General features: G+C 37.9%; 17 protein-coding genes, 4 pseudogenes and 1 riboswitch (1 of these 22 running past the window's edge). Of the genes and pseudogenes, 10 read left to right on the forward strand and 11 right to left on the reverse strand.

Annotated features, from left to right (window positions below):
• Nucleotides 1-72: 72 nt before the first annotated feature.
• The 4 genes and pseudogenes from tnpA to L4F91_RS04380 form a co-directional block, all read left to right on the forward strand.
• A pseudogene (gene tnpA / locus L4F91_RS04365) lies at nt 73-507 on the forward strand (IS200/IS605 family transposase).
• 408 nt (nt 508-915) lie between these two features.
• A pseudogene (locus L4F91_RS04370) lies at nt 916-1,259 on the forward strand (recombinase family protein); the annotation flags it as partial.
• Nucleotides 1,260-1,373: 114 nt separating this feature from the next.
• Entirely contained in the window at nt 1,374-1,502 is a 129-nt protein-coding gene (locus tag L4F91_RS04375; protein WP_395897813.1) for a DUF1492 domain-containing protein, read from the forward strand.
• A gap of 90 nt (nt 1,503-1,592) precedes the next feature.
• Nucleotides 1,593-2,126, forward strand: a pseudogene (locus L4F91_RS04380) (TraI domain-containing protein); the annotation flags it as partial.
• 19 nt (nt 2,127-2,145) lie between these two features.
• On the opposite strand, the pseudogene L4F91_RS04385 reads toward L4F91_RS04380, so the two are convergent.
• From L4F91_RS04385 to L4F91_RS04395, 3 genes and pseudogenes are all read right to left on the reverse strand, one after another.
• Nucleotides 2,146-2,803, reverse strand: a pseudogene (locus tag L4F91_RS04385) (IS1595 family transposase).
• Between the two features lie 282 nt (nt 2,804-3,085).
• The gene (locus L4F91_RS04390; RefSeq protein ID WP_395897512.1) at nt 3,086-4,459 is read right to left on the reverse strand and encodes a Do family serine endopeptidase; all 1,374 of its coding nucleotides are present in this window, start codon (nt 4,457-4,459) and stop codon (nt 3,086-3,088) included.
• A 443-nt stretch (nt 4,460-4,902) separates the two neighbouring features.
• A complete protein-coding gene (locus L4F91_RS04395) occupies nt 4,903-5,487 on the reverse strand; it encodes an FMN-dependent NADH-azoreductase (RefSeq protein WP_395897514.1) in 585 nt (194 codons plus the stop codon).
• A gap of 181 nt (nt 5,488-5,668) precedes the next feature.
• Here L4F91_RS04395 and sohB point away from each other — a divergent pair, with 181 nt between their 5' ends.
• Both sohB and L4F91_RS04405 read left to right on the forward strand, forming a co-directional pair.
• Nucleotides 5,669-6,727 (forward strand): protease SohB, encoded by a 1,059-nt coding sequence (gene sohB, locus L4F91_RS04400; protein WP_395897516.1) that lies wholly within the window; start codon nt 5,669-5,671, stop codon nt 6,725-6,727.
• Between the two features lie 187 nt (nt 6,728-6,914).
• On the forward strand, nt 6,915-7,733 hold the full coding sequence (locus L4F91_RS04405; protein ID WP_250350436.1) for an OmpA family protein: 819 nt from the start codon (nt 6,915-6,917) through the stop codon (nt 7,731-7,733).
• A 77-nt stretch (nt 7,734-7,810) separates the two neighbouring features.
• On the opposite strand, the gene uspE is transcribed toward L4F91_RS04405, so the two are convergent.
• Both uspE and L4F91_RS04415 read right to left on the reverse strand, forming a co-directional pair.
• Complete coding sequence (uspE, locus tag L4F91_RS04410; RefSeq protein ID WP_395897518.1) at nt 7,811-8,734, reverse strand: universal stress protein UspE; 924 nt, start codon at nt 8,732-8,734, stop codon at nt 7,811-7,813.
• A 125-nt stretch (nt 8,735-8,859) separates the two neighbouring features.
• Nucleotides 8,860-9,633 (reverse strand): FNR family transcription factor, encoded by a 774-nt coding sequence (locus L4F91_RS04415; protein ID WP_265778181.1) that lies wholly within the window; start codon nt 9,631-9,633, stop codon nt 8,860-8,862.
• 126 nt (nt 9,634-9,759) lie between these two features.
• On the opposite strand from L4F91_RS04415, the gene L4F91_RS04420 reads away from it, so the two are divergent.
• On the forward strand, nt 9,760-9,918 hold the full coding sequence (locus tag L4F91_RS04420; protein ID WP_250350433.1) for a hypothetical protein: 159 nt from the start codon (nt 9,760-9,762) through the stop codon (nt 9,916-9,918).
• Between the two features lie 18 nt (nt 9,919-9,936).
• On the opposite strand, the gene ftnA (L4F91_RS04425) is transcribed toward L4F91_RS04420, so the two are convergent.
• From ftnA (L4F91_RS04425) to L4F91_RS04435, 3 genes are all read right to left on the reverse strand, one after another.
• On the reverse strand, nt 9,937-10,437 hold the full coding sequence (gene ftnA / locus L4F91_RS04425; RefSeq protein ID WP_395897520.1) for a non-heme ferritin: 501 nt from the start codon (nt 10,435-10,437) through the stop codon (nt 9,937-9,939).
• Between the two features lie 21 nt (nt 10,438-10,458).
• Entirely contained in the window at nt 10,459-10,947 is a 489-nt protein-coding gene (gene ftnA, locus L4F91_RS04430; RefSeq protein WP_115249686.1) for a non-heme ferritin, read from the reverse strand.
• A 226-nt stretch (nt 10,948-11,173) separates the two neighbouring features.
• Nucleotides 11,174-12,085, reverse strand: coding sequence for a lysine exporter LysO family protein (locus L4F91_RS04435; RefSeq protein WP_250350430.1), 912 nt, complete (start codon nt 12,083-12,085; stop codon nt 11,174-11,176).
• A gap of 72 nt (nt 12,086-12,157) precedes the next feature.
• Between L4F91_RS04435 and L4F91_RS04440 the strand changes: the two genes are divergently transcribed.
• Nucleotides 12,158-13,711: a DUF2813 domain-containing protein gene (locus tag L4F91_RS04440; RefSeq protein ID WP_395897815.1), complete on the forward strand. Its 1,554-nt coding sequence runs from the start codon at nt 12,158-12,160 to the stop codon at nt 13,709-13,711.
• Nucleotides 13,712-13,825: 114 nt separating this feature from the next.
• On the opposite strand, the gene moeB is transcribed toward L4F91_RS04440, so the two are convergent.
• Both moeB and moeA read right to left on the reverse strand, forming a co-directional pair.
• Complete coding sequence (moeB, locus tag L4F91_RS04445; RefSeq protein ID WP_395897522.1) at nt 13,826-14,557, reverse strand: molybdopterin-synthase adenylyltransferase MoeB; 732 nt, start codon at nt 14,555-14,557, stop codon at nt 13,826-13,828.
• A gap of 2 nt (nt 14,558-14,559) precedes the next feature.
• Complete coding sequence (gene moeA / locus L4F91_RS04450; protein WP_395897524.1) at nt 14,560-15,774, reverse strand: molybdopterin molybdotransferase MoeA; 1,215 nt, start codon at nt 15,772-15,774, stop codon at nt 14,560-14,562.
• A gap of 133 nt (nt 15,775-15,907) precedes the next feature.
• On the opposite strand from moeA, the gene folE reads away from it, so the two are divergent.
• On the forward strand, nt 15,908-16,564 hold the full coding sequence (gene folE, locus L4F91_RS04455) for a GTP cyclohydrolase I FolE (protein WP_250364459.1): 657 nt from the start codon (nt 15,908-15,910) through the stop codon (nt 16,562-16,564).
• A gap of 54 nt (nt 16,565-16,618) precedes the next feature.
• On the opposite strand, the gene yvcK is transcribed toward folE, so the two are convergent.
• Nucleotides 16,619-17,551: a uridine diphosphate-N-acetylglucosamine-binding protein YvcK gene (gene yvcK / locus L4F91_RS04460; RefSeq protein WP_395897526.1), complete on the reverse strand. Its 933-nt coding sequence runs from the start codon at nt 17,549-17,551 to the stop codon at nt 16,619-16,621.
• Between the two features lie 198 nt (nt 17,552-17,749).
• Nucleotides 17,750-17,900, forward strand: a riboswitch (molybdenum cofactor riboswitch).
• Between yvcK and moaA the strand changes: the two genes are divergently transcribed.
• Nucleotides 17,889-18,435, forward strand: partial view of a GTP 3',8-cyclase MoaA gene (moaA, locus tag L4F91_RS04465; protein WP_395897528.1) — the 5' portion only. Its footprint extends 467 nt past the window's final position; the window shows 547 of its 1,014 coding nt (coding positions 1-547); the start codon lies at nt 17,889-17,891; its stop codon lies beyond the right edge, outside the window. It overlaps the preceding riboswitch by 12 nt.

Here is an 18,435-nt window from a genome sequence, read left to right on the forward strand (position 1 = left end):
ATGAAAAGAAAAATCCTCACTATATAATGAACGAAGCTGATAACCAAAATTCAACATATAGGAGGATGTGTCATGACAAATAAAGCGAATGACGATTCAAGTTTATCACACACAAGGTGGAACGGTAAGTATCACTGAGTATTTACACCTAAATACAGACGGAAAACTATTTTCGGTAAGCTAAGAACAGATATAGGGAGTATTTTAAGGCGTTTATGTGACTATAAAGGCGTAGAAATTGTAGAAGCTCATGCAATGAAAGATCATATCCATATGCTTGTAAAAATACCACCGAAATTAGCAGTTTCAAGTTTTATGGGATATTTGAAAGGAAAATCATCATTGATGATTTTTGAAAAGCATGCAAAGCTAAAATATAAATATGGCAATAGACACTTTTGGGCAAAAGGCTATTATGTAAGTACGGTGGGTTTAAATGCCAAGGTGGTAGAGGAATACGTAATCAAGAAAAAGAAGATATGGTACATTCCTACTTACACAAATTAATACAGATTTGATCATACAGTGTATCAATACATATGCTCCTTGGAGGGTATGTGAAATATTAGGCCCTTATAAGGTAGCCTAAAATTGCCCATTCCATGAGCGGTTTGTTAAATTAAAGATTTAGCCTTCCTCTGGTTCATAATGTGTACATATCTACGCCTACCTTTTTTGAATTACAGTTAAGAAAAGTAATAGGCTGTATGTTTATATAGAAAGGTGAAATAAACCTAAGAATCATTTTTTCCCCTGATGAGAATTAATTTTCCCAAGTTCTAAAAAAATGAACGTTTTTTTGACTTTTTTCGAAAAACAAAAAAGTCTTCATTTTCCCCTCCATTTTAAGTTCAATAACTTAGTTCAAAAATTTATCTGTAAATTGGTTTTTTTATACTATATGAATGTTATTTTATGTTAATTGGTTATGCTCGAGTTTCAACAGAAGATCAAAATTTAGAGCTTCAAATTGATGCTCTCACTAAAGTAGGGTGTGAAAAGATTTTTAATGATAAAGACTCTCGTACTTCATTTAATCGCCCAGGATTATTAGAGACTCTCGAATATTTAAGAAAAGGCGATACATTAGTTATATGGAAGCTAGACGCTTAGGTAGTAAAACTAAGAATTTACTTGAACTTTTTGATTCTCTGCAACAAAGAAATATTAATTTGAAAAGTATTAAAGATTCAATTGATACTGGTTCAGCAATTGGTAAATTATTTTTTCATTTCAGTTCTGCAATAGCAGAGTTTGAGGTTGATATTCTTAGAGAAAGAACCCAAGCCGGTTTAGCTGCTGCTCGTGCAAGCGGACGATTAGGAGGAAGGCTAAAGTCTCTTAATGAGAACCAAAAGCAACAAGCCCTTGACTTGTATTACAGTAAAAAACATACCGTAAACAGTATATGTGAAACACTCAATATTTCTAAAGGAACATTTTATAACTATCTGAAGCAAGAAAGAGGCTTAAATGGCAAAAGGATAAAGGAAAGCCCCTAAGGGCTTTTAAGGGTAACCTTTCCAAGGGGAAAGGTCTTACCCAAAAAGGCGAAAAGGCCTATTCTTCCACTACATCATTGAGATTATGTTATGCTAAAAATGTTCACTAAACTTTTAAAAAAACAGCCTTCACCATTATCTACATCAGAACCGGATAATGTCCATCTAGTCCAAGACAAAGATGGTTGGATTTATCCTGGAAATGCCAATGAATTACTTAGTACTGATTTACGAAAAAATACCTTGGGTTACTTTGGCAGCAAGTTTCTATGGATAGAAAAATGTTTAATACACTTTATCAAAAGCCAATAGAAAATTACGCTGAGATTGTACAGTTATTACCAGCTTCAGAAGCTCATCATCACTCACATATAGGCCGGTATGCTTGATCACGGTTTAGAAGTGATTACCTTCTCTGCTAAATTGCGTCAAAGCTACGTTCTACCGCCGAATGCCGCTCCAGAGGATCAATCAAAACAACGTGATGCTTGGACTGCCGTAGCTATTTATATTGCCCTAGTTCATGATATTGGGAAAGTTATTACAGATATTGAAATCATTCTAAAAGATGGTACACGATGGTTTGCATGGAATGGGATATCATCTCAATCTTATAAATTCAAATAGGGGCTGTCCTAGATAACTAGACCAAACTCCCTTTAACTAGTTGTTTTAAAATGGAAAATGGAAAATTGAGTTTTTATGTCACTGTAATTAAAACGCCATTCGCATTCCTTTAAATAAAGCTCAAAATGGGCTTTAGGAATGCCATTAAATTTGCGTAAATGGCGTTTTGCTTGGCTCCAAAAATTCTCAATTCCATTAATGTGGTTATGATTTTCAGCAAAATGTGTGCTGTGGTTGATACGAAAATGGCTAAATTCACTCACATCAAGCACATCATAACTACGATAAGTATCGGTGTAAACAATACTATCAGGCTTTACTTTCCCTCGAATAATAGGTAACAAGGTGGCTGATTGAGTATTCGGAACCGCAACGGTATAAACCTTGCCATTGCGTTTAAGGAGCCCGAATACCGCGATTTTCCCTGCCGCGCCACGACCACGTTTACCTTTGCGGGCACTACCAAAATAACTTTCATCGGCTTCAATTTCACCTTCAAACATTTCTAAGTGTAGGCTATTTTGGTAGATGAGCAGGCGTAAACGATGAAAGTAGTATGCTGCTGTCATTTTGTTTACATTGACCAACTCCGCAGCAGTCCTTGCTGTAATCCCTGCGACAAATAGCTCAATGAGTTTATTTTGTTTATGCTGACTTAGACGACTTTTTCTCATTGGTTCATTCTAACCTAAATAGGGTTTTTAGTCGTTATCTAGGACAGCCCCTAAAAGTTTAACGATATGCTAAATATTTTAATCGTTTAGAATATAGAAGGGATAATTCTATTACCCTAATGCAGATAATTTTGTTAAATGAAGAAATAGATTTATAAGATAAACTCAGTCAAGAGGAAAATGATATTCACATGCTCGTCAAAGAGCATGTGAAACTTGGAATTTATTTGATAATAAAAATGGTACTGTGCATATAGTCTTTTTATGTTCTCCTCATTTTCTTTATTGCACCAGCAAGTAGAAATTTGTTTTACCACGCAAAATATTTAATGCGATAGTAGAAGGTTTATCTTTAAGTAATTTACGTAGTTGATCCAAGTTTTCAACTGGTGTGCGGTTTATACCAATAATCACATCTCCGTCTTTTAAGCCTAAGCGTTGAGCAAGTGATTTATCTTTAATTTTGCTAATTTCAACGCCTTTTTGTCCTTTTGCATTGTAGTTACTTAACTCGGCACCTTCTAATGCTGGAAGAAGGTTTGTTGCGCTGGCTTTGGCTTCTTCATCTGGTTGTAAGGTAACGGAAGTTGTATGGGATTTGCCATCGCGTAAATAGGTTAATTCGACGCTTTTACCTGCCCCTGTCGTGGCGATTTTTGCACGTAATTCGGCGAAGCTAGACAGTTTTTGCCCGTTAATGGCGGTAATTACATCGCCAGCTTGTAAGCCTGCTTTTTCTGCAGCAGAATCAGGTAACACTTCACTTATAAATGCCCCTTGTTGTGCATTAATTTTGAGTGCTTTGGCTAGCTCAGCATTGAGTTCAGCGCCTTTTATGCCTAATAATCCACGGCGAACTTCACCAAATTCAAGGATTTGTTTCACAAGGCTGTTTGCCATATTACTTGGAATGGCGAAAGCGATTCCGGCATTTCCTCCACTTGGTGAGATAATTGCTGTATTGATACCAATTAATTCACCATTAAGATTGAGTAATGGCCCTCCTGAATTGCCTTGGTTTACTGCAGCATCAGTTTGAATGTAATTTTCATAGCTACCTTTTTCTGAACCTGTTGAACGCCCAAGAGCAGAGACAATGCCTGAAGTCACCGTCTGTCCTAGACCAAAGGGATTTCCAACAGCCACAGTGTAATCGCCAACACGTAGTTTATCAGAGTCAGCCATTTTGATCTCAGTAAGGTTTTTCGGATCTTCTAGTTGAATTAAAGCAATATCTGAAAGCTCATCAGCGCCCACTAATTTTGCGTTAAATTCACGTCCGTCTTGTAATTTCACCGTGATTTTATCTGCTTGATCAATCACGTGATTGTTAGTGAGTACGTAACCTTTTTCGGCATTGATAATCACACCAGAACCAAGACCTTTGAAACTTCGCGGTGAGTTATTATTAAAAATTTCTGGTCCGAAGAAAAACTTGAATTCTTCAGGAATATCGTCATTTTGGAAACGGGTTTTTTGTTTTCCTTCCACTGCAATGGAAACGACGCTAGGTAGCACTTGCTCTAACATTGGGGCCAAAGTAGGGGGGCTAGAAAGCGTGCTTGGGGGCGGTAATGTTGCCATTGAGTTTACAGAGGTACCAAGCACGGTTAAGCCAAGAGCGATACTGGTTAATAAAAAATGTTTTCTTTTCACTTTATTTCTCCATTTCGTTACTAAGTCTCATTTTAAAATAAGAACAGATCTCCATTTTTAAAGGAGTTCACGCTATTTTCTTTCATTGCTGAAAGTATGTTTATTATGTTGCTTAAGACAAAGAAAATAAAAAATTGTTCGTAAAAATTGTATGATTTTTGAGAAATTACAAAAAAAGAGGTAAATGAGTAGATATTTTTAACTTAGCCCTCATTTATACTATTTTTTATCTTTTTATAAAAGATAAAGTGCGGTGTAAATTTTTGGTGATTTCTATATCACAGCTGATTAATAATACGACCTATTAGATGAGAGAGGTAATTCGAGAATGCATAATGCAGTTATCGCTTGTTATTAATGTATTTAATCAACATTGGCGTTGATTGGATTGGTGCTAAAAGAAAAAGAGCTAGGAAAGCCTGCTCTTTTTTCTTTAAAAGACATTAAATTAATGTATCCACTTTTGCTTTTGCTTGTTCTTGCGATTTAGCGGCGACTTCTGCCCCCGATCCTACGCCTTCTACATAAACAAATTCCACATCATTAATTCCAATAAAGCCAAGGAATGTTTTCAAATAGGGGGTGATAACATCCGTGACTTGCCCTTGGTGTACGCCGCCGAAAGAGGCTAATACAATGGCTTTTTTCCCTTTTACTAAGCCTTCAGGGCCATTTTCGGTATATTGGAAAGTGACACGTGGGCGGGCAATGAAATCAATGTAGCTTTTTAATTGGGTTGGAATATTGAAGTTGTACATTGGTGCATTGATAATAAGGGTATCGGCATTTTTTAATTCCGCGACCAATTCATCTGAAAGTGCCAGTAATGCTTTATCTTGTTCGGTTTTTGGTTCGCCACGCAAGGCATTGGCAGCAATACCATCAAAATGTGGCAATGGGGTCGCGCCTAAATCACGCTCAACCACTTCGGTGCCAGTAGGTAATTTTGATACAAGGTAGTCAGCAAGCTGATTTGTTTGTGAGTAATCGCCAAGAATACTTGATTTTAAAACAAGAACTTTCGACATAAGAAATCCTTAAATTGTGCTTATTATAAAGTGCGGTCATTATAGAGGGAATTTTTTCTAGAACAATGGGATAAAAGGAAAAAGATTTTTTCTTAATCGTAAATAATCAGCGAGAAATTGCACTTTGTCAGAAATGCTTTATGATCACATTTTTATTTTTATTTAACAACAAGGACAGATTATGTGGTCAGAATTAGCAATGGGCTATGGCTTATTTATTTTAGAAATTCTTACGGTGTTATTGGTTATTACTGGCATTGTCGCGATGATTATGGCGTTTAAACAGAAAAAATCTCATCAAGCAGGGGAGTTGGTCATCATCGATTTATCGCAAGAATATGAAGAAAATGCCAAGCGTTTGGCGGAGTTTCATCTTTCTGAAGAAGCGTTAAAACAAGTAGAAAAAGCACGTAAAAAAGAGGATAAACAAAAAGCAAAAGCAGAAAAAGAAAAGCGTAAAAAAGGTGAAAATCCAGAAAATGAACGCAAGCCCCATTTATTTGTGTTGAACTTTAAAGGGGATATTTCTGCTTCAGAAACCACCGCACTTCGCGAGGAAGTGAGTGCTATTATCGCCGTAGCCAAACCGGAAGATGAGGTATTATTGCGTTTGGAAAGCCCCGGTGGTGTGGTTCACGGTTATGGGCTTGCGGCTTCCCAGTTAGCACGCTTAAAACAGCACCAGATTAAATTAACCGTGGCAGTGGATAAAGTAGCAGCCAGTGGAGGCTATATGATGGCGTGCGTAGCGGATAACATTATTGCCGCACCTTTCGCTATTATTGGTTCAGTAGGGGTGGTGGCACAAGTGCCGAATATTCATCGTTTACTGAAAAAACACGATGTGGATGTGGACGTGATGACCGCGGGAGAATATAAACGTACAGTCACTTTACTTGGTGAAAATACGGAAAAAGGGAAAGAAAAATTCCAGCAAGAATTAGAAGAAACCCATCAATTATTTAAACAATTTGTTGCACAGCATCGTCCACAGGTTGATATTGAGCAGGTAGCCACTGGAGAGCATTGGTTTGGGCAGCACGCGTTAGGATTAAACTTAGTTGATGAAATTGCCACCAGCGATGATGTGATCCTGCGAGCGATTAAAGATAAATTTGTCGTTTCGGTGAAATACGCAATGAAAAAATCCCTTGTACAGAAATTAGGGAAACAAGCGGAAGAAAGTGCAGATAATGTGCTATTGGGGTGGTTAAAACGTAATGAGCGTACCCTATACTAAGGAAGAAGCGCTAAAAAACTCGGTCTTTACATTATTTGACAAAAAACTTGTTGGATTTCGTTTAGTAAAGCGTTTTGTTAATTTACTTTATTAGCAATTCGCTTTACTATATAACGCCGAACAAAAATGCCATTTGAGCATTCCGTTCATTTTAAGTAATGATTTTATTCAGTGTTAAGGTAAAAATATGAAATTATCACATCTTTTATTCTCAGCTGTTGCTGCAACGACATTAACAGCATGCGGAAACTTAAGCAAGGTTACTGATGAAGGTACATCAGATAACCTAGTTTGGCCGAAAATTGAGGATTCTAAATTTAACCACGATGGTAGTCAATACGGCTCTTGGCCTAATTGGGACAATGTTCGAATGATTGAGAGAGGTATGAATAAAGATCAAATTTATAACTTAATCGATCGTCCACATTTTGCAGAAGGTTTATTTGGTGTTCGTGAGTGGGATTATGTGTTTAATTACCGTGAAAATGGTGAGCATAAAATCTGTCAATATAAAATTTTATTCGATAAGGATATGAACGCACAAAGCTTCTTTTGGTATCCAAATGGATGTAATGGAAGTTTATCTTTTAGTCTAAAAGGCGACTTCTTATTTGACTTTAACAAGGATACACTTTCACCAAAAGGAATAGAGGTTGTTGATAATGTAGCTAAACAACTAAAAGAAGCACAAGCTAAAGATGTTAAAGTTTCTGGTCATACTGACCGCTTGGGGTCTGTAGCCTATAACTTAAAGCTTTCACAACGTCGGGCTGATAGAGTTAAAGCTAGGTTAATTCAGCAGGGAGTAACAGCGCATATTGAAGCAATTGGTTATGGAAAAGCATATCAAGTGAAAGCTTGTGATAACGTAACGGGTCAAGCATTAAAAGACTGCTTACGAGAAAATCGTCGTGTAGAAATTTCTTCGTCAGGAAAATTAGTAAAACAGCAAGAAAATTCAACGCAGGGTGGGCCTATTGGTCCAGCACCGCTTTATGCAAAATAATCCACTGTTTTAGCTGTTGAAATGAAAAAAAGCTGATCTCAATATTGAGGCCAGCTTTTTTATATGCTCATTTGGGGCTATTTGTCATTCGGTTTAATTGCCAATAAATTACAATTTAATTTGCTGATAACGTGTTCTGCGGTGTTTCCAAGAAAAGCTGCAGAAAGCCCGGTTCTGCCTATTGTGCCTAGCACCACCATTTCCGCCCCTAATTCTTCCGCCACTTCAGGGATAATATCTTCTGGGAAACCTTCTCTAACGTGGGTGTGATCTTCATCAATATTGAAATGTTGGCGTAGGGCTTTCATATTGAGCAAGTATTGTCCGCGAATACTATTACTGTAATCAGCCGCGCTAAATTCAGGTAAGTCGATTGCCATATTGATTGGTGTTGGTGGATAAGCGGTAACAAGGTGTACATTTCCGCGTTCTAAGCTATCGGCTAAATCAATACCTAGTGTCACTAATTCATTATTCAGTAAGCTATGATGCTCTTCGTCATCAGACACATTGACCGCAACTAAAATACGGCGTTGATGTTTCCAATCGCCGTCTTTTACGATCATTATTGGAGTGGGGCATTTACGTAATAATTGCCAATCCATCGGGGTAAAAATAAGTGATGTAATGCTTTCTTCTTCCTGTGTATATTTCACAACAAGATCGTAGTGATTTTTTTCCACTTCTTCCGCGATGGCTTCCGCTTCATTACTATGCCAAACAACCTTTGAATAAAATTCAATATTTGGATCGGCGTATTTTTCTAAATAAGGCTTAATGACTTTTTGGCGTTGTTCAATAACACCTTGGTGCATATTTTCACGTTCTTCTGAAGAAAGCAGCGCGGACATTTCGTAAGATAAATCATAAACCGTCATAAACGTGGTAATGTTTACTCTATTTTCACTTTTTTGTTCTTTGACTAAACGCACCGCGCGAGCAAGGGCATATTGCTTTTCATTTTCAGGATTTAACACAACCAAGATATTTTTAAATTTCATAACAACCTCCAAATGATGGTTAATTGGCTTATAGCATAGAAAAGATTGGCAAGAATAACAAGTTAGTGTGGAAAAAAACGTGATCTAGTGCAACATATTGTTGCACTAGTTGAGTGAAAAGCCAATTAGCTGACCATTTGAATACGCGTTTTGGTTACTCCTGCTAATTGTGATAACTCTGCCATATTATTTATGGTGATATATTTTCCTTGAACCGAGAGCATTCCTGACTTTTGGAAACGTCCTAGCAAACGGCTAATGGTTTCAACGGTTAAACCTAAATAATTGCCAATATCGCCACGCGTCATCGTTAAACGGAACTCTCGTGCAGAGAAACCACGAGCCGAGTAACGACGAGAAAGGTTATGAATAAACGCCGCCAAGCGTTCTTCGGCATTCATTTTAGACAGTAAGAGAATCATTTCTTGATCACTTTTAATTTCATTACTCATTAAACGCATAATTTGTTGGCGTAATTTGGGCATTTTGCCTGATAAATCATCTAAAATATCAAAAGGGATCTCGCAGACCATTGCGGTTTCTAAAGCCTGTGCAAAACTTGGATGTTGCATATTCATAATTGCGTCAAAGCCGACGAGATCACCGGGCAAATGGAAAGAGGTAATTTGTTCCTCACCTGTTTCACTAATCGTATAAGATTTAATCGTGCCAGAACGAATTGCATAGAGAGAATGAAGGGTATCGCCTGCTTTAAATAAGACTTGAGATTTTTGGATCGGTTTTTTGCGTTCGATAATGTTATCAAGCTGGTCTAGTTCGTGTTCATTTAATGTGAAAGGAATACAGAGTTGGCTGATACTACAATCTTGGCAGTGAATGGCACAGCCGCCGGATTGAACACGACGCCCAATTTTACTGTCATTAGCTAAAATTTTCATTTAATCCTCAAATAACTCGGTAAAGCAGAAAAAATCATATAAAATTGATCTAACGCAAGAAATAATACCACTAAATGGTAAAATTAAGAAGTTTTAAATAGTTAAATAATTGTTAAGGAAATCCTAATGGCCACTGAAAAGCTAACAAAAAAACGTTTAATTCAAATTATTTTAATGCTTTGCATACTTCTTTCCGCCTTTTTCTACCGCACTTGTCATTATCAACAAATCCAAAGTGCGGTGGAAAATCAGCAAATTTTGGACAAAGAAAAAGCCAGCGAATAACTGGCTTTATACTGATAACTAAGCGTGATTAACTGCAAGTTTGGCAAGGTCTTTATCCACAAGGAACAGGCCTTTGCCGTCATCGCCGAGAAGATTCAGTTTATCTAAAATACCACTGAATAATTTTTCTTCTTCGTGTTGTTCTGCCACATACCATTGTAAGAAATTGAATGCAGAGAAGTCTTTTTCTTCAAAGGTTTTTCCAACTAATTCATTGATTTTACTGGTAATTAATTTTTCATGTTGGTAAGTGGTTTCAATCACTTGTTTTAATGAACTAAATTCGTGCGGTGGTGCATCAATTTCACTGATGATTGGCAATGCCCCTGTTTCAGTTAAATAAGTGAATAACTTACGCATATGTTGCATTTCTTCCGCTGCGTGAGTAGACAAAAATTGTGCTGCACCGTCAAAACCTTGTTGTTCGCACCAAGCGCTCATTTGTAAATATAAGTTTGAGGAATAAAATTCCAAATTCATTTGATCGTTTAATAATTTAATCACGTTGTTTGATAACATTTTTTTCTCCTTTTATTCTGATTATTCTAATGTAGCTAAATCGCGGTCGATGTAGTAAAGCGAGCGTCCGTCTTCACCAACCAAATTAAATTTATCAATAATGCTACTGAATAATTTTTCTTCTTCGTGTTGTTCTGCCACGTACCATTGTAAGAAATTGAAAGTAGAGTAGTCTTTATGCTCAAAGGTAACTTCCACTAGTTCATTGATTTTTGCGGTAACAAATTTTTCGTGTTCAAGCGTGATCTCAAAGACTTCTTTTAATGATTTGTAATCATTTTTTGGTGCTTCAATTTTGCCTAATAATGGCATACCGGTTGTTTCATTTACATAGGTGAATAATTTTTGCATATGCATCATTTCTTCATCTGCGTGGCGTAGCAAAAAGGCTGCTGCGCCTTCATAGCCATTTGCTGAGCACCAAGCGCTCATTTGTAAATATACATTGGAAGAATAAAATTCCAAATTAATTTGTTCGTTTAATTTCTTAATAATCGCGTCTTGTAACATAGCCACTCCTTTCCTTAATGATTAACTAGACTGGGCATAGTTTAACCAGTTTTTTCTTTTTTGCAACTAAAAATATTTATAAGTTATTCATTTTAAAAGGAAATTTTAATAATAATTATTCTATTTGAGAGAATCATTCTTATTGCTAAATATTAAAAAGAAAAGTGCGGTGGAAATTGGACGGATTTTTCAGCCTATATAGAAGATACAGGCTGAAAGTGAATAATTAAGCAAGTGGAATGCTGGAAAAAAATACTAATAAAATGGGCGGAACGATATTCGTCACAAAGCCGAAGCTAATCGCCAGTGGGACAACTTCAATGCCGCCAGAACGTTGAATAATGGGCAAGGTGCAATCTAATGCGGTTGCACCAGCCATTCCGACTGCGGTAGAGCGATACTTAAACATAAAGAAGGGAATAATAAATAAACTCAGAATTTCCCGTGAGAGATCATTAAAAAATGCGATACTGCCAAATACCGGCCCCCAAGCATCATTGATCACAACGCTAGAAAGGGAATACCAGCCAAACCCAGATGCAATGGCTAAACCTTGCGTCATTGGTAAATCAAGGACATAAGCGGAAATGATACCGCCTAGCAAGGAAGTAATAATAAAAACAATCCCCGTATAAATGCCACGCTTATTGAAGATCACCTCACGTAACGCAATACCATTATTACGCAGTTGAATGCCGACAAAAAAGATCAACAGAACCAAAGCATAAGTACTTGTACTAAAAGGAAAGGCGAGCCATTCTTTGGTCAAAATCCCCACCATAAAACCAATTAATACCATTGAGCAAAGTTTGGCACTATCCAATAATAATCGCCCACGGGAAGGTAAATCTTTGCCCAAACGTTTAAGTGGCAATGGGTAAAGTTTATCATAGAGCATTAAGCCAATAATATTGCAACTTTGAATGATTAAAGCAAAGCTGAAGGCAGAAATGCCAATTAACGGTAACGTGTTGGCAAGATCGTCTAAATGCCCTAAAGATACGCCCATAATGAACAAAATGACATAAAGCAGAAGCATTACTATTTGGTTTATACGTTGTAAAAGTGCGGTATTTTTTGTCTTAAAAAAATAGCCTAAACACATGGGGGCGAGGACGATAAGTAATCCTTCAAACACAGTTTTTTCCTTAAAATGATGAAATTATTGTGCTATTTTACGCAAGTGAGATAAAAATACAAAGGAGCGATGATGTATTTGCGTCAATTAGATTTGGTGGGATTTCGTGGCATAAACCGCCTTTCGCTTACTTTACAACCGAATATGGTGTTGATTGGTGAAAATGCTTGGGGGAAATCCAGTTTATTGGCAGCGTTAAGTGTCATTTTTAATAACGAGCAACGCCTTTATCAATTCCAATCAACGGATTTTTATCAAGACGAAAAAAATGCCTCTACGGTGAAAGAAATTACCCTATTATTTACCTTTAGCCTTCACCGTGAAGCAAAATCCTTAGCGCATTTCCCTTATACTCAACTTGCCGTTTTTGATGATGAACCTTATGCCAAAATTTATTTTCAGATTATGGGGGAAATGCGAGGCTCAGAGATTATCACCACCTACCATTTTTTAGATGGGGAAGGGAAAATACTTAGCGTAGAAGACCCAGAACAAATGGCAATGGCATTAATTGCACAACATCCTGTTTATCGTTTTCGTGATGCAAGACGTAACTCCCTCACTAATGCTCAACCTCTCTCGGTATCACCTTGGTTGGGTGACCCTAAGCTTAATCGCGAAATTCAATCCACGTTGTGCTTACTGCAACATTATTTTCTCAATCGCGTTATGTCAGCAGAATTAATGCAAGATACCACCGCACTTTGGAATGATGTGAAATCGCTTTGCCTGAAATTGCGCGAAAAACAGCACCATTCATTACGCCATATTTTATTTCAACAATTAAGCCAATTATTTGTTTCTGCCAATGAATTACGCGATCTTCACCGCTTACGGCCGATTATTTTATTTGAAGATCCAGACGCCCGTTTGCATCCTAGAATGGTGGCGATTATATGGGAATTAGTCAGTTATTTACCCATTCAACGTATTACCACTACAAATTCTGTGGAATTGCTCTCACAAATCCCTTTGCAGGCGATTTGCCGTTTAGTGAGAGGCAGTGAACGCACACAAGCTTTTCAGCTTTCACATCAATTAAATAAAGAGGAATTACGCCGTTTAAGCTTTCATATTCGCCATAACCGTAGTCTCGCATTATTTTCGCGAATGTGGCTGCTAGTGGAGGGAGAAACGGAAGTTTGGATTTTAACAGAATTGGCTGATCTACTTGGTATTGATCTTGCGATGGAAGGCATCAGGATCGTAGAATTTGCGCAGTGTGGATTGCGTGCTTTAATTCATTATGCCAAAGCGATGGGAATTGAATGGTATGTGCTAACTGATGGCGATGAGGCTGGTAAAAAATATTCAGCAACTACGAAAAGTCTCTTGAATGAGAATGAATCACCCGCAATGCGACTCACTTATTTACCGAAAAAAGATATTGAACATTTTTTCTATTATGCCGGGTTTGAGCGAGTGTTTATTCGATTAGCGCATTGGCAGGAAAGTTCACAGAAATATTTGGTTCATCGTATCATTCAACGTGCCATACAACGCACATCAAAGCCCGATCTTGCCGTGGCGTTATCTAATGAGATTAAGCAACGCGGTGTGGAATCCATTCCTCGTTTGTTTAAACAGCTTTTCACGCGTGTATTAATTTTAGCACGTTCATCTTGAGGAATAGGTAAAAATGGCAAGCAAATAAGTTAAGTGGAGAAATAAAAGTAGAGAGAAAACGGGGAGAAAAAAGGAGAGAAAAAATACACGGCAATGAATGCCGCGATATTTCACTTATTTATGCAAAACGGGAAGCTTAATTTCCCTCACTTTCATCGTAAAGCCATCAATTAGCAATAATCGTCCACATAAATTCTCGCCAATTTTCAACCGCACTTTGATTGCTTCAAGAGCTTGCATTGAGCCAATAATCCCCACCATCGGAGCAAGCACGCCGGTTTCCACACAACTTAGCGGCGCATTGCCAAAAAGTTGGCTGAGTTGGCGATAAGTCGGCGTGTTTTCTTCATAGGTGAAAACGGAAATTTGTCCTTCCATACGGATTGCTGCCCCCGAAATAAGCGGCGTTTTGCTTTGCTCACAACAACGATCTAGCTGATTCCGTGTTTCCACGTTATCGGTACAATCTAGCACCACATCGACATTTTGTAATAACGCAAGGAGCGCGTCATCCGTTAATTGTTGATTGATTGCGTCAAGATGCACGTGTGGATTTAAGCGTTGTAAACTGAGCTTAGCGGATTCCACTTTGGGCATTGCAAGACGGCTATCATCGTGTAGCACTTGGCGTTGTAAGTTAGACAAAGAGACGCGATCAAAATCCACTAAAATTAATTTGCCAACGCCCGCTACAGTTAAATATTGGCTTGCAGCACAGCCCAAGCCTCCCAAGCCCATAACAAGCATTGTGCTATCTTTCAATGTTTCTTGGCCATCAAAATCAATGGATTTCAGTACAATTTGGCGATTGTAACGCAGTTCTTCTTCCGCAGTGAGTTCGATCATAATTAGCTCAACAATTCATTAAAGGGTTCAATGGTAACCATTTCACCGGCTTGAACATTGCCTCGTTCTGCTTCTAATACAATAAAACAGTTGCTTTCAATAAACGCACTAAAGAGATGAGAACCTTGAAAACCAATGGCTTTGACTTCAAGTTGTCCTTGTTCATTGAGCCAATAAAAACCGCGTTGAAAATCTTTGCGACCGATGCCCTTTTTCAGATTTTCACTGGCTATCGCCTTGAGTTGTTGTGGCGCTTGCCATTGGCTATATCCACTGAGTTTTGCGATAGCAGGCTGTACTAACTGATAAAACGTAACGAATGCCGAAACGGGGTTTCCCGGTAAGCCACAAAACCACGCTTTTTCGAGTTTACCGAATGCAAAAGGTTTGCCGGGTTTCATTGCGATTTTCCAGAAATTGACCGTGCCAAGTTTTTCTAAAATATTTTTTGTGAAATCTGCTTCACCGACAGAAACACCGCCACTGGTAATGACTAAATCTGCTTGCTCTTGTGCTTGTAAAAAGGCTTTTTCAAATAACGCTTCATCATCAGGCAAAATGCCGAAATCTAAAATTTCACAAGGCAATTTTTCGAGCAATAATTTCACCGTAAAGCGGTTAGTATCGTAAATTTTACCTTCACTTAATGGTTCACCTACTGGCACTAATTCATCACCCGTAGAAAGAATAGCGACTTTTAAACGCGCAAATACAGGCACTTCAGCAATACCTAAAGACGCAAGTAAGGGTAAGGAAAGTGCGGTGAGTTTTTCGCCTGTTTTTAGTACCACATCGCCTTTTTTCACATCTTCACCAGCACGGCGAATATTTTGCCCTAATTTGGGGATTTCATTGAAGGTTACCGTGCCGTCTTCATTAAGTTGCACATTTTCTTGCATGACCACGGCATCGGTACCCGCTGGGATCATTGCGCCTGTCATAATTCGTATTGCACTTTGTGGCAACCACTCACCATTAAAAGGGTTACCCGCAAAGGCTTTGCCCGCAACGTTTAACGTATGTGATTGTGCAAGATCCGCAAGACGCACCGCATAACCGTCCATTGCAGAGTTATCAAAAGAAGGCACGTTAATTGGAGAGATAATATCGTCCGCACAAATACGTTGGCTCGCTTGCGATAAGGGGAGCGTTTCACATTGTTGTGGTAAAGGAAGTTGATCTAACATCTGTGTTAGCGCTTGTTGAAGGCTAAGCATAAATTGTCCTTTTGTCTGCTTAAATATTTTCTCATTCTACTCATTTTTTTCATATAAATTAACTATTATTCTCATTTTATTATTGTTTTAGACTTTGATAGAATAGCCCAATTTAAAATTTGGAGAGTAGTCAATGAATAAAATTTCACCTGAGGCAGAGAAAGTTCGTCAGGCATTAGTGAGCAAAGGGATAGAAACCCCGATGATTACCACACAACTTACAAAATCTCAACGTCGAGAAGGCATTGAGCAACATATGCGTGAGGTAATGAAATTGATTGGTCTGGATTTGCGTGATGATAGCCTTGAGGAAACCCCCGTTCGTTTAGCCAAAATGTTCATTGATGAAATTTTTAGTGGCTTGGATTACGCCAATTTCCCAAAAATCACTAATATTGAAAATCGAATGAAAGTGAGCGAAATGGTGTTGGTGAATGACGTTACGCTAACTAGCACTTGTGAACATCATTTTGTCACTATTGATGGAATGGTGTCCGTTGCGTACTATCCGAAAAAATGGGTGATTGGATTATCAAAAATTAATCGTGTTGTGGCATTTTTTGCCCAACGCCCACAAGTACAAGAACGTTTAACTGAACAAATCTTACTGGCTTTCCAAACCATTTTAGAAACAGAAGATGTGGCAGTGTATGTTAAAGCTACCCATTTTTGCGTGAAATGTCGAGGTATTAAAGATACCAATAGTTATACCGTTACCTCTGCATTTGGTGGCGTATTCCTTGATGATCGAGAAACAAGGAAAGAGTTTTTGAGTTTAATTAATAAATAATTTTAGAAAAAAAATAGGGCGAAAGGATTTCGTCCTATTTTTAAGTACAATGACTTATCTTATTAATTCTTCAATCAAATCATCAATGGCTTTGCATAATAATGTGCGATCGTGGCGGTAGGTTATATCATCTGCGCGTAATCGTCTTGCAATAAGGGTTAAACCTTCATTTTTCTGTGCTGGTTCTAAGCCATTTTGAACAATTGCGCCATCAATAATATTTTTCCCTACCGTTTCGTTAATCCAATTTATCCGATCTTGTAACGACAATGCCGCAGAAGGACTATGCTCAACTCCAAGATTATCAATGAAAATTTTCTTAGCTTGACTGTTTCTCAATGCATCGATGATTTCAGGTAATAAAATCGGTGGCATTATGCTAGTGAGAAAACTCCCCGGTCCAAATAAAATAATTTCAGCCTGTTGAATGGCTTGTATCGCTTCGGGCGTCGCACTGACAAGGGGAACAAGAAAAATAGAATTGGGGATTTCAGTTAAATCATCAATTTCGACTTCACCAACTACGCTTGAGCCAGAGGGAAGCGAAGCAGCGAGGTGTACAGGGGTTTCAGACATTGGGATAATGAATGATTTTACATGTAAGAGATCGCGGATTAAATTCACCCCTTCAGTTGGGCGAATATGCATATTTTCTAATGCTTTAAGCATTAAGTTGCCGAGATTATGACCTGCTAATTCCCCACTTCCTGAAAAGCGATATTCAAATAATGCCGAAGCAGTGCTAGGTTCTGTGATAATTTGATTTAAACAATTACGCAGATCACCCCAAGCAATCCCGCCTTGCTGTCGCCGAATTCTTCCTGTCGAACTGCCATTATCTGTAGTGGTAACGATACCAGTAAGACGTTCTTTCATAAAACTCAAGGCAGACATTACGCGTCCAAGTCCGTGTCCTCCGCCAATAGCCACAATTTTATTTATTTTATCTAAGTTTTCATGACGGCTATGTGGTGTTAAATCACTCATTATTTTTCCTTAAATAGGTGAGGGTGAGACGGATGTTAAGTATAAACAAATTTAAACAAAAGTGCGGTGTAAATTTTATAAATTTTCGTTATATAAAATATTATACAATTGATTTATAAGTAAAAAATATCCCCTTTTTTGATATAGATCTCATTCTAGGTATAGCTTAAATTCGCTTAAACCTTTAGAATAAAGAAAATTTTCGCATAACCCCGAGCTTGTTTGCCTACGTTTTATTTAACGATGAAATAAGGTAGCAATGCCAGTAATACAATGTTGTATTACTCAGGGATACGTTGGAAACGGCTTATCCTCTCTCATTTTAGAAAGGTGTCTAATGCAAACAATTCCCATAAAGCAGGTGGGAGAAACGCGTCTTATAGATGGGTTTGCTCGCCAATATTATTATCTGCGCTTATCTATTACAGATATGTGCAATTTTCGTTGTAACTATTGTTTACCCAATGGTTATCAGCCAGAGCCAAATAAACCGAGCTTTCTTACTCAAAGTGAAATTGTTCGCTTGGTGCGTGCTTTTGCTCATCTTGGTACGGAAAAAATTCGTATCACGGGCGGTGAGCCGACCTTACGCAGAGATTTCCTCTCAATCGTGGAACACATTCAGCAAGTTGAACATATTAAGCAAATTGCGCTCACAACAAATGGTTATCGTATGGCAAAAGAGGTATCAGCTTGGAAACAAGCAGGAATTACGTCTATAAATGTGAGTGTCGATAGCCTTGATGCTAAAATGTTTCAACGTATTACCGGGGTAGATAAATTTGCTGAAATTATGCAAGGCATTGATCGTGCTTTTGAGGTGGGATACCGTAAGGTAAAGGTAAATGCTGTATTAATGAAAAATCTGAATACCCAAGAATTTG

The organism is Avibacterium sp. 20-126, assembly GCF_044358625.1.
Lineage (GTDB): Bacteria > Pseudomonadota > Gammaproteobacteria > Enterobacterales > Pasteurellaceae > Avibacterium.